This is a genomic window from Nocardioides limicola, assembly GCF_016827675.1.
GTDB classification, from domain to species: domain Bacteria; phylum Actinomycetota; class Actinomycetes; order Propionibacteriales; family Nocardioidaceae; genus Nocardioides; species Nocardioides limicola.
In genome coordinates this window covers 643419-657353 of record NZ_JAERJA010000001.1, presented here as the reverse complement: position 1 = coordinate 657353, position 13935 = coordinate 643419, and the positions used below count along the sequence as shown (strand labels likewise).

Below are 13935 nucleotides of genomic sequence, written 5' to 3'. Positions count from 1 at the left end.
TCCCTCAGCGACAGGGCTGCTCCAGGGTCAGGGTGTCCGTGATCGCCGGGGCGAGCTCGACCATGAACAACGCCGGCGGCAGGTGCTCGGCCGGGATCGTCACCTCGACCACCGGCGACCAGCCGATCGTGGTCATCCGCACGTCCGCGCCCGGACGATAACTCTCCTCGGCGATGAACCAGCCCACGCCGCCGGTCTCCTCGCAGCGGGTGAACCCATCGAACTCCGCCGGCATCCTCCCCCCGCAGACCAGGACCACGGCCGGGTCGCCCCAGGCGGCCGCCCGGTGAGCCTGAGCAGGGCTCACATCCCGGGAGTCGAGGTCTCCCACCGAGTCCGGAAGCGCGGCCAGCAGCGCGGCGCAGGCGGTCGCGTCCTCGGCCACGACCGGCGGTGCGGTGACCTCGACCGGCCCCGCGCAGCCGAGCAGCAGCACGGCGACCGCGGACATGACAGCGCCCCGGCCCAGCACGGGTCCGGGGCGCCGCTGCCTCACGATCAGATATGCACGACGGGGCAGGTCAAGGTGCGGGTGATCCCGTCCAGTCCCTGCACCTTGGAGACCACCAACTTGCCGAGCTCGTCGACATTGCGGGCCTCGGCGCGCACGATCACGTCGTACGGGCCGGTGACGTCCTCGGCCAGCGTCACGCCCTTGATCTGGGCGATGGCCTTGGCGACCTCGGCAGCCTTGCCGACGTCGGTCTGGATCAGGATGTAGGCCTGGACGACCATCGAGATTCCTCTCCGTTGCTGTGCCTGCGCGCAGACCGGGTTGCTGTGCCTGCGCGCAGTCGTGGGGGACACCGGCAACCGGTGCGCCTTGCCGCCACAACCTACCCCCACCACTGGGTGACCCGCACCTTCGGCCCGATCGGCTCTCTGGTGGGATGGGCCCATGCAGTTGCGCGAAGGCACCCTGGCCGAGGTCGGTGAGTTCGCCATGATCGGCGAACTGACCCGGCTCTTCGAGCAGCACGACCAGGTCCTGGTCGGGCCGGGAGATGACGCGGCCGTGCTCCGGATCCGCAACGGTCACGTGGTGGTCTCCACCGACATGCTGGTCGAGAACCAACACTTCCGTCGGGACTGGGCCGATGCCGCCGACGTCGGCCACCGGTCCGCGGCAGCCAACCTCTCCGACGTCAACGCGATGGGCGGCCGGGCCCACTCGCTGACCCTAGCCATCGCCGCTCCGGCAGACCTGAAGGCCGGCTGGCTGCTCGACTTCGCGGCCGGCTTCGCCGCCGAGGCTGCCGCGGTGGGCGCCTCGGTGGTCGGCGGCGACCTGACCCGAGCCGACTCGATCACCATCGCCGTCACCGTGCTCGGTGCCTGCACCCAGGCCCCGGTGCTGCGCTCAGGCGCCAGCCCCGGCGATGTGGTGGCCCTGACCGGCCGGCAGGGCTGGGCCGCCGGGGGACTGGCGGTGCTCGGTCGAGGTTTCCGGTCACCGCGGGTGCTGGTCGACGCCTACCGACGTCCCGAGCCGCCGTACGACGCCGGGCTGGTGGCCGCCGAGGCCGGGGCCACGGCGATGATCGACGTCTCCGACGGGCTGCTCGCCGACCTGGGCCATATCGCGACGGCGTCAGGCGTGGCGATCGACGTGCGCAGCTCCTCGTTCGAGGTGCCGGAGCCGTTGCAGGCGGTGGCGGCTGCCACCGGAGCGGATCCGATCAGCTTCATCCTCACCGGCGGCGACGACCATGCCCTGGTGGCCACCTTCCCGGCGGCCTCCGCGGTGCCGGCGGGCTGGCAGGTCATCGGTGAGGTCCGGGCGATCGGTGACCCGGAGGCGGTCCCGGTCACCGTGGACGGGGCGCCCCACGACGCCCCGGCGGGGTGGACGCACTTCTGACCCGGTGGTCAGTCGCCGACCGCACCCACCCGTGCACCTAGAATGACGCCGAGCCCCATCCCCGTTCCCTGAGGAGAGCCCAGAATGGCTGACAACCACGGCAACACCCCCGCCGCCTGGACCGCCGTCGCGGTCGGACTGGCCGGTTTCGTGGTCGCCGGTGTCGCGCTGATGATCCGCCCGGTGAGCCTGCCGCTGTTCTGGTTCGGTCTCGCGCTGCTGCCGCTGGCTCTGGTGGTGCTCGTGGTGATGAACAAGCTCGGCCTGGGTGACCAGGCTGTCGACAGCCACTGACATGTCCGCCCGGACGGCGCCCGCGACCCCTCCCCGGACCGAGCCCGGTCCGGTACGCCGGGTGGCGCCGTTGCTGGGCGCAGCCGGGGCGGTCGGGGTCGTCAGCCTCGGGCTGCACCTACGGGATCCGCACGTGCAGGGCTCGTGGGGGATCTGCCCCACCGCGTTGCTCGGCTTCGACTGTCCGTTCTGCGGCAGTCTCCGTGCCGTGCACCACCTGACCAACGTCGACCTCGTCGCGGCCGCCTCGTCGAACCTGCTGCTGGTGGTCGCGGCTCCCGTGGTGGCGATCTGGTGGGTGCGGCTGCTGGTCGGCCGATGGCAGGGCCGTCCACTCTCGCCCGTGCCGCCGCTGTCACGCTGGGTATGGCTGTCACTGTTGGTGCTGCTGATCGTCTTCACCGTGGTCCGCAACTTGCCGGCCGGTGCCTGGCTGCACTCGTGACCACCCCGCTCCGCCCCCTCTCCGTCCCACTCCTCCAGGAGGCCACCCGTGTCGGTGCTCGATGAGATCGTCGCCGGTGTCCGCGACGACCTCGCCCGACGAATGCTCGAGGTGTCGCAGGCCGACGTCGCTGCCGCGATCGCGGACGCGCCCCCGGTGCGCGACCCGATGCCGCACTTCCGTGCGCCCGGCTCCTCGGTGATCGCCGAGGTCAAGCGACGCAGCCCCAGCAAGGGCGACCTCGCCGAGATCTCCGCCCCGGCCGAGTTGGCCCTCAGCTACGCCGCCGGCGGAGCCGCGGCGATCTCGGTGCTGACCGAGCAGCGGCGGTTCTCGGGCAGCCTCCACGACCTGCGCGCGGTCCGGGCCGCCGTCGACACCCCCCTGCTGCGCAAGGACTTCGTGGTCACCGACTACCAGGTGCTCGAGGCCCGGGCCGCCGGCGCCGACCTGGTGCTGCTGATCGTGGCCGCCCTCGACGACGCTCAGCTGCGACGGCTGCACGACCTGATCGGGGAGCTGGGGATGACCGCGCTGGTCGAGGTGCACGACGAAGCCGAGGTCGAACGCGCCGTCGCCCTGGGCGCCGAACTCGTCGGGGTCAACGCCCGCAACCTCAAGACCCTCGAGATCGACGCCGACGCGTTCGCCCGGTTGGCTCCGATGGTCCCCGGTGACCGGGTGCTGGTTGCGGAGTCCGGGATCACCGGGGTCGGGGACGTGGCCCGCTACGTCTCCGAGGGCGCCCGGGTGGTGCTGGTCGGGGAGGCCCTGGTCAAACACGGCGATCCCGAAGGTGCGGTGCGATCGATGACGGGAGTGGGAGCGCGATGACAACGTTCGGCGCCGATCAGGCCGGGTGGTTCGGCGAGCCGGGGGCCTGGGGCGGCCGGTTCATGCCCGAGGCGCTGGTCGCGGCCCTCGACGAACTCACCGACGCCTGGACCGCGGCGATGGCCGACCCGGAGTTCACCGGTGCCTTCGCCCGCATCCTGCGTGAGTACGCCGGCACGCCGAGCCCGCTGTATCACGCGGAACGGCTCAGCGCCCAGGTCGGCGCCCGGGTGCTGCTCAAGCGTGAGGACCTCAACCACACCGGCGCGCACAAGATCCGCAACGTGCTCGGCCAGGCGCTGCTCACCAAGCGGATGGGGAAGGACCGGGTGATCGCCGAGACCGGTGCCGGTCAGCACGGCGTCGCCTCGGCCACCGCGGCCGCCTACTTCGGCCTCGACTGCACCGTCTACATGGGTGCCGTGGACACCCGCCGTCAGGCGCTCAACGTCGCCCGGATGCAGCTGCTGGGCGCCCGGGTGGTGCCGGTCGAGTCCGGATCCGCCACCCTCAAGGACGCCATCAACGAGGCGTTGCGGGACTGGGTCGCCAGCGTCGACCACACGGCGTACCTCTTCGGGACCGCAGCCGGGCCGCACCCGTTCCCGTCGATGGTCCGCGACTTCACCCGCGGCATCGGGGACGAGGCCCGCGCCCAGTGCCTGGAACAGTTCGGTGTGCTCCCGGACGCGGTGGCGGCCTGCGTGGGCGGAGGGTCGAACGCCATCGGCCTCTTCGCCGCCTTCCTCGACGACGACGAGGTGGCCATCCACGGCTACGAACCGGGCGGTGACGGCGTCGAGACCGGACGGCACGCCGCCACCATCCACGCCGGTGAACCCGGCGTCCTGCACGGGGCACGCACCTTCATCCTGCAGGACGCGGACGGTCAGACGATCGAGTCGCACTCGATCTCGGCGGGCCTGGACTATCCCGGCGTCGGGCCGCAGCACGCGCACCTGGCCGCCACCGGACGGGCCAGCTACAGCCCCGTCACCGACGCCGAGGCGATGGACGCCTTCGCGTTGCTGAGCCGGACCGAGGGGATCATCCCGGCCATCGAGTCCGCGCACGCCGTCGCCGGAGGTCTCGAGCTCGCCCGGCGCCTCGGTGCCGAACGTGGCCCGGAGGCCACCGTGCTGATCAGCCTGTCGGGACGCGGCGACAAGGACATGGGCACCGCCATCGACTGGTTCGGGCTCGGCGACACCGACGCGGGCGACACCGACACGGAGGAGAGCCGATGAGTGTGGGCGCCGCGTTCGCGCAATGCCGGGCCGAGGGACGAGCCGCTCTGATCGGCTACCTGCCGGCGGGATTCCCCGACGTCGAGGGCAGCATCGCTGCGCTGCGCACGATGGTGTCGGCCGGCTGCGACGTGATCGAGATCGGGTTGCCGTACTCGGACCCGGTGATGGACGGACCGACCATCCAGGCCGCCGCCCAGCAGGCACTCGACGGCGGCGTCCGCACCCGTGACGTGCTGCGCACCGTCGAGGCGGTGGCCGCCACCGGGACACCGACGCTGGTGATGACGTACTGGAACCCGGTGGAGCGCTACGGAGTCGACAGGTTCGCCGCCGATCTGGCCTCAGCCGGGGGAGCGGGCCTGATCACCCCGGACATCACCCCGGACTTCGCGCCCGAGTGGATCGCCGCGGCCGACGCCCACGAGTTGGACAAGGTCTTCCTGGTCGCCCCCTCGTCGACCGACGAGCGGATCGCGATGACCACCGCCGCCTGCCGGGGGTTCGTCTACGCGACTGCGGTGATGGGGGTCACCGGTGCCCGGGCGACCAGCAGCGACCTTGCCGGTCCGCTGGTGGCGCGGACCCGGGCGTTGAGCCCCGCCGACCTGCCGATCGGCGTAGGGCTGGGTGTCTCCACCCGAGCCCAGGCCGCCGAGGTCGCCGAGTACGCGGACGGCGTGATCGTCGGCTCCGCGTTCGTGCGCACCCTGCTCGACCGGGGCGCCGACGACGGACTCGCCGCGCTGGGGAGCCTGACCGAGCAGCTGTCCAGGGGCGTGCGCCACGATGCGTGACCGGCTTCGGCTGCTCGTCGCGTCGATCGTCGTGGTCCTGGTCGCCGCCTGCTCGGGGACCACGTCGCCAACGGTGCTGGTGGGCGACGACGGCTTCCACGGCACCCTCCTCGACGACACCTACCCGGCCCCCGACACGGCGCTGGTGGACACCGACGGCGCCCCGTTCTCGCTGGCCGCCGACCTCGAGGCCCCGGTCAGTCTGGTCTTCTTCGGCTACACCCAGTGCCCCGACATCTGCCAGAACGTGATGTCGGCACTGGCGTCGGCCCAGGTCAGGCTGCCCGCGGAGCACCGCGACGACGTGCAACTGGTCTTCGTCACCACCGACCCCGAGCGGGACGACCCACAGACCCTGCGCGGCTACCTGGACCGGTACGCGCCCGGCATCGTCGGGCTGACCGGGGAGCAGGACGTGATCACCGTGACCGCCCGGCAACTGGCGGTGCATGCCGAGCGGGTCGACTCCGACACCCAGGCCTACGAGATCGACCACACCGCGTCGGTGATCGCGTTGACCGGCGGCGAAGGCGTCCTGGTGTGGAGTCACACCACCTCGGCAGCCGAGTTCGCCGAGGATGTGGCACTCTTGCTCGCCCGAACCGAGGAGATGACCCGATGACTGCCTGGACCCTGACCGCCTGGACCCTGGCCGCCAGCATCCCCAGCCCGGACAGCGGGGTCTGGTACGTCGGCCCGGTGCCGCTGCGCGGCTATGCGCTGTGCATCATCCTCGGCATCCTGGCCGCGGTCTGGATCGGAGACCGGCGCTGGCGAGCCCGCGGCGGGTCCGCCGGGGACGTGGCCGACCTCGCACTGTGGGCGGTCCCGTTCGGGCTTGTCGGCGGTCGCCTCTACCACGTGCTCACCGACGCCGAGTTGTACTTCGGTGAGGGGAGCAACCCGGTCACCGCGCTGTACATCTGGCGCGGCGGACTCGGCATCTGGGGCGCCATCGCGCTCGGTGCGGTGGGCGTCGCGATCGGGTGCCGGCTCAAGGGGATCCGGATCAGCGAGATGCTGGACGCCCTGGCCCCCGGCGTGCTGGTCGCCCAAGCCATCGGCCGCTGGGGGAACTGGTTCAACCAGGAGCTCTTCGGACTGCCCACGGACCTGCCGTGGGCAGTGCAGATCGACCCGGCGTACCGGCCGTCCGGGTACGCCGAGTTCGCCACCTTCCACCCCACCTTCCTCTACGAGTCGTTGTGGAACCTGGCCGCCTTCGGGGTGCTGATCTGGCTCGATCGGCGGTTCCGGTTGCGGCACGGCCAGATGCTGGCGGCGTACGTGATGGCCTACACCTTGGGGCGTGGCTGGATCGAGATGCTGCGTATCGACCAGGTGCAGCTGATCGACGTCGGTGGACTGCGTTTCAACGTGTGGATGTCGCTGATCGCCTTCGCCCTCGCGGCGGCCTGGTTCGTGTGGTCCCGGCGGCGCCAGGCGTCACGCCCGGTCGGGAGCGAGCCCCCCTCCCTGGATAGGTGAGCCTCGCCTGCGGTGCGTCCGGCCACGATCGTGGCTACCGTCGCAGGGGTGACCTCAGACATCCAGCCTGAACCCGACCCGGTGGTCATCGACCACGAGCACGAGGACCTCACCGGTGGATGGTTGCGGCCGTCCGTCTTCGGGGCGATGGACGGCCTCGTCTCCAACGCCGCACTGGTGGCCGGCGTCGCCGGCGGGACCCGGCACATCGAGGACACCACTGCGGTGATCCTGGCCGGGATCGCGGGACTGGCCGCCGGCGCCTTCTCGATGGCCGTGGGGGAGTACGTCTCGGTGGCGAGCGAATCCGAGTCCGCTCAGCGTGAGGTGGACAAGGAACGCGCCGAGATCCTCGCCCACCCCGAGGAGGAGCGAGCCGAACTGGTCGAGATCCTGGTCGACAAGGGGCTGGCCCAGTCAACCGCCGAGGACGTGGCCCGACAGGTGCACCAAGACGTCGAGACCGCCGTCACCGTGCACGCTCAGATCGAGTTCGGCGTGGACCCCGACGGCCTGGCCTCGCCGAAGGTGGCCGCGGTGTCGTCGTTCCTGGCCTTTACCGCCGGCGCCAGCGTGCCGGTGGTCCCGTACCTGTTCGGAGCCGAGACCCTGACCATCTCGATCGTGGTGACCCTGATGGTGCTGTTCGCGCTCGGGGCGGTCGTGACCCGGGTCACGTCCCGGCCCTGGTGGTACGGCGGAGGCCGTCAGGTGCTGCTCGGCTGCATCGCTTTCGCGGCCACCTATGGGATTGGGATGCTCGTCGGGGCGAGTGTCTGAACGGTGGTAACCTGATGCCTCTGCTTGGGCCAATGTCGTCCCCTGCTGCCCACTTCAGCCACCACTGCATCCGCGGCCCTTGGGTGCCACGCATGCGATGACGACGGGAGAAAGCATGGATGCCTTCCCGCCGCCCCAAGGACTCTACGACGGCCAGCACGAGCACGACGCGTGCGGTGTGGCCTTCGTCGCGACCCTGACCGGCGTTGCCAGCCACGACATCGTTGACAAGGCGCTCACCGCGCTGCGCAACCTTGAGCACCGCGGTGCTGCCGGGGCCGAGACGAACTCCGGTGACGGTGCCGGCATCCTGATGCAGGTGCCGGACGAGTTCCTGCGCGCCGTGGTTGACTTCGAGTTGCCGCAGGCCGGTGGCTTCGCCGTGGGCACTGCCTTCCTCCCCGGTGACGAGGCCCATGTCGCCGAGACGGTCGCTGCGATCGAGAGCCTGGCCGTCGAGGAGAACCTGACGGTCCTCGGCTGGCGTGACGTGCCCGTCGACACCTCCACCCTGGGTGACTCCGCGCTCGCCTGCATGCCCACCTTCCGGCAGCTCTTCGTCGCCGGCAACGGCGGTCGACTGACCGGGATGGCGCTGGAGCGGGCCGCCTTCTGCCTGCGCAAGCGCGCCGAGCGGGAGACCGACGTCTACTTCCCGTCCCTGTCGGCCCGCACCCTGGCCTACAAGGGCATGCTCACCACCGATCAGCTCGACCAGGTCTTCCCCGACCTTGTCGACGCGCGGATCGCCTCGGCGGTCGCGGTGGTGCACTCGCGGTTCTCGACCAACACGTTCCCCAGCTGGCCGCTGTCGCACCCGTTCCGTTTCATCGCCCACAACGGCGAGATCAACACGGTGATGGGCAACCGCAACTGGATGCGGGCCCGCGAGGCGCTGCTGGAGAGTGACCTCATCCCCGGCGACCTGGAGCGACTGTTCCCGATCTGCACCCCCGGCGCCTCCGACTCGGCCTCCTTCGACGAGGTCCTCGAACTGCTCCACCTGGGCGGCCGTTCGCTGCCGCATGCGGTGTTGATGATGATCCCCGAGGCGTGGGAGAAGCACACCGAGATGGGCCCGGAGCTGCGGGCCTTCTACGAGTTCCACTCCACGATGATGGAGCCCTGGGACGGTCCGGCGTGCGTGGTGTTCACCGACGGCACCCAGGTCGGCGCGGTGCTGGACCGCAACGGTCTGCGCCCGTCCCGCTACTGGGTCACCGACGACGGCCTGGTGGTGCTCGCCTCCGAGGTCGGCGTCCTGGACCTCGACCCTGCCACCGTGGTCCGCAAGGGCCGACTGCAGCCCGGCCGGATGTTCCTGGTGGACACCGAAGAACACCGGATCATCGAGGACGACGAGATCAAGCAGGAGCTGTCCTCGCAGCGCCCCTACCAGGAGTGGCTGCACGGTGGGCTGATCAACCTCGACGACCTGCCCGAGCTTGAGCACATCGTGCACACCCACGCCTCGGTCACCCGCCGCCAGCAGGTGTTCGGCTACACCGAGGAGGAGCTGCGGATCCTGCTCACGCCGATGGCCAACACCGGCGGCGAGCCGATCGGCTCGATGGGCACCGACACCCCGATCGCGGCGTTGTCGGACCGGCCGCGCCAGATCTTCGACTACTTCAGCCAGTTGTTCGCCCAGGTGACCAACCCGCCCCTGGACGCCATCCGTGAGGAGCTCGTCACCTCGCTGAACGGCTCCATCGGCCCGGAGGCGAACCTGCTGCAGCCGACCCCGGCGTCCTGTCGCCAGGTGCTGCTGCCGTTCCCGGTGATCAGCAACGACGACCTGGCCAAGATCCGTCACATCAACCGTGACGGTGACATGCCCGGCTTCATCACCCACGTCGCCCGCGGCCTGTACGACGTCGCCGGGGGCGGCGCGGCGATGGCTCGGCGGATCGACGAGATCTGCGCCGAAGTGTCCACGGCGATCGCCGAGGGCGCACGGATCATCGTGCTGTCGGACCGGCACTCCACCGCCGAACTCGCGCCGATCCCGTCGCTGCTGCTCACTGCGGCCGTCCACCACCACCTGGTCCGGGAGAAGAGCCGCACCCAGGTCGGACTGCTGGTCGAGGCCGGTGACATCCGCGAGGTGCACCATGTGGCCCTGCTGGTCGGCTACGGCGCTGCCGCAGTCAACCCGTACCTGGCCATGGAGACCGTCGAGGACCTCGCTCGCGAGGGCTTCTACGTCAAGGTCGACCCCGAGGTCGCCGTCCAGAACCTGATCAAGTCGCTGGGCAAGGGCGTCACCAAGGTGATGTCCAAGATGGGTGTCTCCACCGTCGCCTCCTACACCGGTGCGCAGATCTTCGAGTGCATCGGTCTCTCCCAGGACGTGGTCGACCGGTACTTCACCGGTACCACGTCCAAGCTGGGCGGCATCGGCCTCGACGTGATCGCCGAGGAGGTCGCCCGCCGGCATGCCACGGCGTACCCGCGCGGCGGGATCCTGCCCTCGCAGCGCCAGCTCGAGATCGGCGGCGAGTATCAGTGGCGTCGTGACGGTGAACCCCACCTCTTCGACCCCGAGACCGTCTTCCGGTTGCAGCACTCGACCCGCACCGGTCAGTTCGACGTGTTCAAGCAGTACACGAAGCGCGTCGACGAGCAGTCCGAGCGGCTGATGACCCTGCGCGGGCTGTTCAAGTTCAAGGATGCCGAGGCGGCCGGCCGACAGCCGGTGCCACTGGAGGAGGTCGAGCCGGTCAGCGAGATCGTCAAGCGGTTCTCCACCGGGGCGATGTCCTACGGCTCGATCTCGGCCGAGGCGCATGAGACGCTGGCGATCGCGATGAACCGGTTGGGTGGCAAGTCCAACACCGGTGAGGGCGGCGAGGACCCGGACCGGCTCTACGACCCCGAGCGTCGCAGCTCCATCAAGCAGGTCGCCTCGGGTCGCTTCGGTGTCACGTCGGAGTACCTGACGAACTCCGACGACATCCAGATCAAGATGGCCCAGGGCGCGAAGCCGGGCGAGGGCGGTCAGTTGCCCGGGCACAAGGTCTACCCGTGGGTGGCCAAGACCCGGCACTCCACGCCTGGCGTCGGCCTGATCAGCCCTCCGCCGCACCACGACATCTACTCGATCGAGGACCTGGCACAGCTGATCCACGACCTGAAGAACGCGAACCCGGCTGCCCGGGTCCACGTGAAGCTGGTCTCCGAGGTCGGTGTCGGCACTGTGGCTGCGGGCGTCTCCAAGGCGCACGCGGACGTGGTGCTGATCTCCGGTCACGACGGTGGCACCGGTGCGTCGCCGCTGACATCCCTCAAGCACGCCGGCGGACCCTGGGAGCTCGGCCTGGCCGAGACCCAGCAGACGCTGCTGCTCAACGGACTGCGGGACCGGATCGTCGTACAGACCGACGGACAGCTCAAGACCGGTCGTGACGTGGTCATCGCCGCGCTGCTCGGCGCCGAGGAGTTCGGTTTCGCGACCGCTCCGCTGGTGGTCTCCGGCTGCATCATGATGCGGGTGTGCCACCTGGACACCTGCCCGGTCGGTGTGGCCACCCAGAACCCGGTGCTCCGGGAGCGCTTCTCCGGCAAGCCGGAGTTCGTGGAGAACTTCTTCCTCTTCGTCGCCGAAGAGGTGCGCGAGCTGCTCGCCGAGCTCGGCTTCCGCAGCCTCGATGAGGCCATCGGTCAGGTCGGCTCGCTGGACGTGGAGCAGGCGGTGGACCACTGGAAGGCGTCCGGGCTGGACCTGACGCCGATCCTGCACGCGCCGCAGCTGCCCGGCCAGTTCGCCGACCAGGACCTGCGCTGCACCAAGGAGCAGGACCACGCCCTGGAGAAGTCGCTCGACGTCACCGAACTGGTGCCGCTGGCGGCTCCTGCCCTTGAACGCGGCGAGCCGGTCCGTGCCCACCTGCCGATTCGGAACGTGAACCGCACCGTCGGCACCATCCTTGGCCACGAGGTCACCAAGCGGTACCGGGGTGAGGGGCTGCCCGAGGGCACCATCGACCTCACCTTCACCGGGTCCGCGGGTCAGTCGTTCGGAGCCTTCGTGCCCCGCGGCATCACGCTGCGGCTGGAGGGCGACGCGAACGACTACGTGGGCAAGGGCCTCTCCGGTGGGCGGATCATCGTCCGTCCCGACCGCAGCTCGCCGCTGAAGGCGGAGGAGCACATCATCGCCGGCAACACGATCGCCTACGGCGCCACCAGCGGGCAGATCTTCCTGCGCGGTGGCGTGGGGGAGCGCTGCTGCGTGCGCAACTCCGGTGCCACGGTGGTCACCGAGGGTGTCGGCGACCACGGTTGCGAGTACATGACCGGAGGGCGCGTGGTCGTCCTCGGTCCGACCGGCCGCAACTTCGCGGCAGGCATGTCCGGCGGCGACGCGTTCGTGCTGGACCTCGACGAGGGCCGGGTGAACCACGAACTGGTGGAGCTCGGCAAGGTCGAGGGCAAGGCCGCCGACGAGTTGGAGGCACTGGTCCGGTTGCACCTGGAGGAGACCGGCTCAGCGGTCGCCGAGGAGATGCTCGCGGACTGGCCGGCTGCGCTGGCCCGGTTCACCGAGGTGATGCCCAGCGACTACAAGCGGGTCCTCGAAGCTCGTGAGGAAGCCCTCGAGGACGGCCTGAGCGAGGACGAGGCCGCTGCCCGGATCATGGAGGTGCTCCATGGCTGACCGCACCTGCGCACGCACGATGGAAGGGGCCTACCGTGGCTGACCCCAAGGGATTCCTCAAGCACGGCCGCGAAGTGGCCGGACGCCGTCCCGTGGACGAGCGGGTCAAGGACTGGGACGAGGTGTACCCCGGCGGGATCGGGCGTGCCCTGTTGCCGATCATCCAGACCCAGGCGAGTCGCTGCATGGACTGCGGCATCCCGTTCTGTCACAGCGGCTGCCCGCTGGGCAACCTGATCCCCGAGTGGAACGACCTCGTCTATCGCGATGACTGGGACAGTGCGATCGAGCGGCTGCATGCGACCAACAACTTCCCCGAGTTCACCGGTCGCCTGTGCCCCGCTCCGTGTGAGCCGGCGTGTGTGCTGGGCATCAACCAGGACCCGGTGACGATCAAGAACGTCGAGGTCGCGATCATCGACCGGGCGTGGGACGACCGCAACGTCAAGCCGCAGCCGCCGGAGTGGCTGTCCGGCAAGACGGTGGCGGTGATCGGTTCCGGACCGGCCGGCCTGGCAGCGGCCCAGCAGTTGACCCGGGCTGGTCACACCGTCGCCGTCTACGAACGCGACGACAAGCCTGGCGGGCTGCTCCGTTACGGCATCCCCGAGTTCAAGATGGAGAAGAGCCACGTCGACCGGCGCATCGAGCAGATGCGCTCCGAGGGCACCGTCTTCCGCACCGGCATCGAGGCAGGCGTGGACATCGCCGCCCGATCCCTGAAGGACCGGTACGACGCCGTGGTGCTCGCCATCGGCGCCTGCGAGCCGCGGGACCTGCCGGTGCCCGGTCGTGAACTGGGCGGGATCCATCAGGCGATGGAGTTCCTGCCGCAGGCCAACCGGGTGGCGCTCGGCGAGCAGGTCGAGGGTCAGATCGTCGCCGAGGGCAAGGACGTCGTGATCATCGGCGGCGGTGACACCGGGGCGGACTGCCTCGGCACCTCGATCCGGCAGGGCGCCAGGTCGATCACCCAGTTGGAGATCATGCCTCGCCCCGGTGAGGAGCGTCCCGAGGGTCAGCCGTGGCCGACGTACCCGATGCTGTTCCGGGTCTCCTCCGCTCACGAGGAGGGCGGCGACCGGGTGTACTCGATCTCCACCCAGCAGTTCCTCGGCGACGAGGACGGCCAGGTGCGCGCGCTGCAGCTGGTCGAGGTCGACGCCGGGTTCCAGCCGATCGAGGGGACCGAGCGGGAGATCCCGGCTCAGCTGGTGCTGCTCGCGATGGGTTTCCTGGGCCCGCAGCAGCCCGGGCTGCTCGAGCAGTTCGAGGTCGAGTTGGATCAGCGCGGCAACGTGGTCCGCGACAGCGCCTACGCGACCAGCGTCGACGGGGTCTTCGTGGCCGGCGACGCCGGCCGCGGTCAGTCGCTGATCGTCTGGGCGATCGCCGAAGGTCGCTCCGCGGCCGCGGCGGTGGACCGCTTCCTGACCGGCTCCACGGCGCTGCCGGCGCCGATCCCGCCGACCGCACGTCCACTGATGGCCTGATCGACACCGGTCGGTAACCGTCTCGATCACGACCCT

The 13935-nt window shown here is 70.2% G+C and carries 13 protein-coding genes; 11 read left to right on the top strand and 2 right to left on the bottom strand.

Going from position 1 to position 13935, the window contains the following annotated elements:
- Window positions 1-4: 4 nt before the first annotated feature.
- Together JKG67_RS03170 and JKG67_RS03165 are read right to left on the bottom strand one after the other, a co-directional pair.
- Entirely contained in the window at window positions 5-451 is a 447-nt protein-coding gene (locus JKG67_RS03170; protein ID WP_203335769.1) for a DUF3515 family protein, read from the bottom strand.
- Window positions 452-498: 47 nt separating this feature from the next.
- On the bottom strand, window positions 499-735 hold the full coding sequence (locus JKG67_RS03165; protein WP_203335768.1) for an Lrp/AsnC family transcriptional regulator: 237 nt from the start codon (window positions 733-735) through the stop codon (window positions 499-501).
- Window positions 736-898: 163 nt separating this feature from the next.
- On the opposite strand from JKG67_RS03165, the gene JKG67_RS03160 reads away from it, so the two are divergent.
- From JKG67_RS03160 to JKG67_RS03110, 11 genes are all read left to right on the top strand, one after another.
- Window positions 899-1861, top strand: coding sequence for a thiamine-phosphate kinase (locus tag JKG67_RS03160; protein ID WP_203335767.1), 963 nt, complete (start codon window positions 899-901; stop codon window positions 1859-1861).
- 84 nt (window positions 1862-1945) lie between these two features.
- Complete coding sequence (locus JKG67_RS03155) at window positions 1946-2155, top strand: HGxxPAAW family protein (protein WP_203335766.1); 210 nt, start codon at window positions 1946-1948, stop codon at window positions 2153-2155.
- Window position 2156: 1 nt separating this feature from the next.
- On the top strand, window positions 2157-2600 hold the full coding sequence (locus JKG67_RS03150; RefSeq protein ID WP_203335765.1) for a DUF2752 domain-containing protein: 444 nt from the start codon (window positions 2157-2159) through the stop codon (window positions 2598-2600).
- A 48-nt stretch (window positions 2601-2648) separates the two neighbouring features.
- The gene (gene trpC / locus JKG67_RS03145) at window positions 2649-3434 is read left to right on the top strand and encodes an indole-3-glycerol phosphate synthase TrpC (protein ID WP_203335764.1); all 786 of its coding nucleotides are present in this window, start codon (window positions 2649-2651) and stop codon (window positions 3432-3434) included.
- The gene (gene trpB, locus JKG67_RS03140; protein ID WP_203335763.1) at window positions 3431-4681 is read left to right on the top strand and encodes a tryptophan synthase subunit beta; all 1251 of its coding nucleotides are present in this window, start codon (window positions 3431-3433) and stop codon (window positions 4679-4681) included. Before trpC ends, trpB begins: the two co-directional genes overlap by 4 nt.
- Entirely contained in the window at window positions 4678-5478 is an 801-nt protein-coding gene (gene trpA / locus JKG67_RS03135) for a tryptophan synthase subunit alpha (protein WP_203335762.1), read from the top strand. The genes trpB and trpA overlap by 4 nt, the downstream gene beginning before the upstream one ends.
- A complete protein-coding gene (locus JKG67_RS03130) occupies window positions 5471-6100 on the top strand; it encodes an SCO family protein (RefSeq protein WP_203335761.1) in 630 nt (209 codons plus the stop codon). The genes trpA and JKG67_RS03130 overlap by 8 nt, the downstream gene beginning before the upstream one ends.
- On the top strand, window positions 6097-6966 hold the full coding sequence (gene lgt, locus JKG67_RS03125) for a prolipoprotein diacylglyceryl transferase (protein ID WP_203335760.1): 870 nt from the start codon (window positions 6097-6099) through the stop codon (window positions 6964-6966). Before JKG67_RS03130 ends, lgt begins: the two co-directional genes overlap by 4 nt.
- A 48-nt stretch (window positions 6967-7014) precedes the next feature.
- Entirely contained in the window at window positions 7015-7746 is a 732-nt protein-coding gene (locus JKG67_RS03120) for a VIT1/CCC1 transporter family protein (RefSeq protein WP_307816408.1), read from the top strand.
- A gap of 115 nt (window positions 7747-7861) precedes the next feature.
- Window positions 7862-12406: a glutamate synthase large subunit gene (gene gltB, locus JKG67_RS03115; RefSeq protein WP_203335759.1), complete on the top strand. Its 4545-nt coding sequence runs from the start codon at window positions 7862-7864 to the stop codon at window positions 12404-12406.
- Between the two features lie 35 nt (window positions 12407-12441).
- Window positions 12442-13899 carry a glutamate synthase subunit beta gene (locus tag JKG67_RS03110; RefSeq protein WP_203335758.1) on the top strand — a complete coding sequence of 486 codons (1458 nt, stop codon included), beginning with the start codon at window positions 12442-12444 and terminating at the stop codon, window positions 13897-13899.
- Window positions 13900-13935: the final 36 nt, after the last annotated feature.

Coding starts and splice junctions, on each gene's coding strand:
- JKG67_RS03170 (WP_203335769.1), bottom strand. CDS start 451: ATGTCCGCGGTCGCCGTGCTGCTGCTCGGCTGCGCGGGGCCGGTCGAG.
- JKG67_RS03165 (WP_203335768.1), bottom strand. CDS start 735: ATGGTCGTCCAGGCCTACATCCTGATCCAGACCGACGTCGGCAAGGCT.
- JKG67_RS03160 (WP_203335767.1), top strand. CDS start 899: ATGCAGTTGCGCGAAGGCACCCTGGCCGAGGTCGGTGAGTTCGCCATG.
- JKG67_RS03155 (WP_203335766.1), top strand. CDS start 1,946: ATGGCTGACAACCACGGCAACACCCCCGCCGCCTGGACCGCCGTCGCG.
- JKG67_RS03150 (WP_203335765.1), top strand. CDS start 2,157: ATGTCCGCCCGGACGGCGCCCGCGACCCCTCCCCGGACCGAGCCCGGT.
- trpB (WP_203335763.1), top strand. CDS start 3,431: ATGACAACGTTCGGCGCCGATCAGGCCGGGTGGTTCGGCGAGCCGGGG.
- trpA (WP_203335762.1), top strand. CDS start 4,678: ATGAGTGTGGGCGCCGCGTTCGCGCAATGCCGGGCCGAGGGACGAGCC.
- JKG67_RS03130 (WP_203335761.1), top strand. CDS start 5,471: ATGCGTGACCGGCTTCGGCTGCTCGTCGCGTCGATCGTCGTGGTCCTG.
- lgt (WP_203335760.1), top strand. CDS start 6,097: ATGACTGCCTGGACCCTGACCGCCTGGACCCTGGCCGCCAGCATCCCC.
- gltB (WP_203335759.1), top strand. CDS start 7,862: ATGGATGCCTTCCCGCCGCCCCAAGGACTCTACGACGGCCAGCACGAG.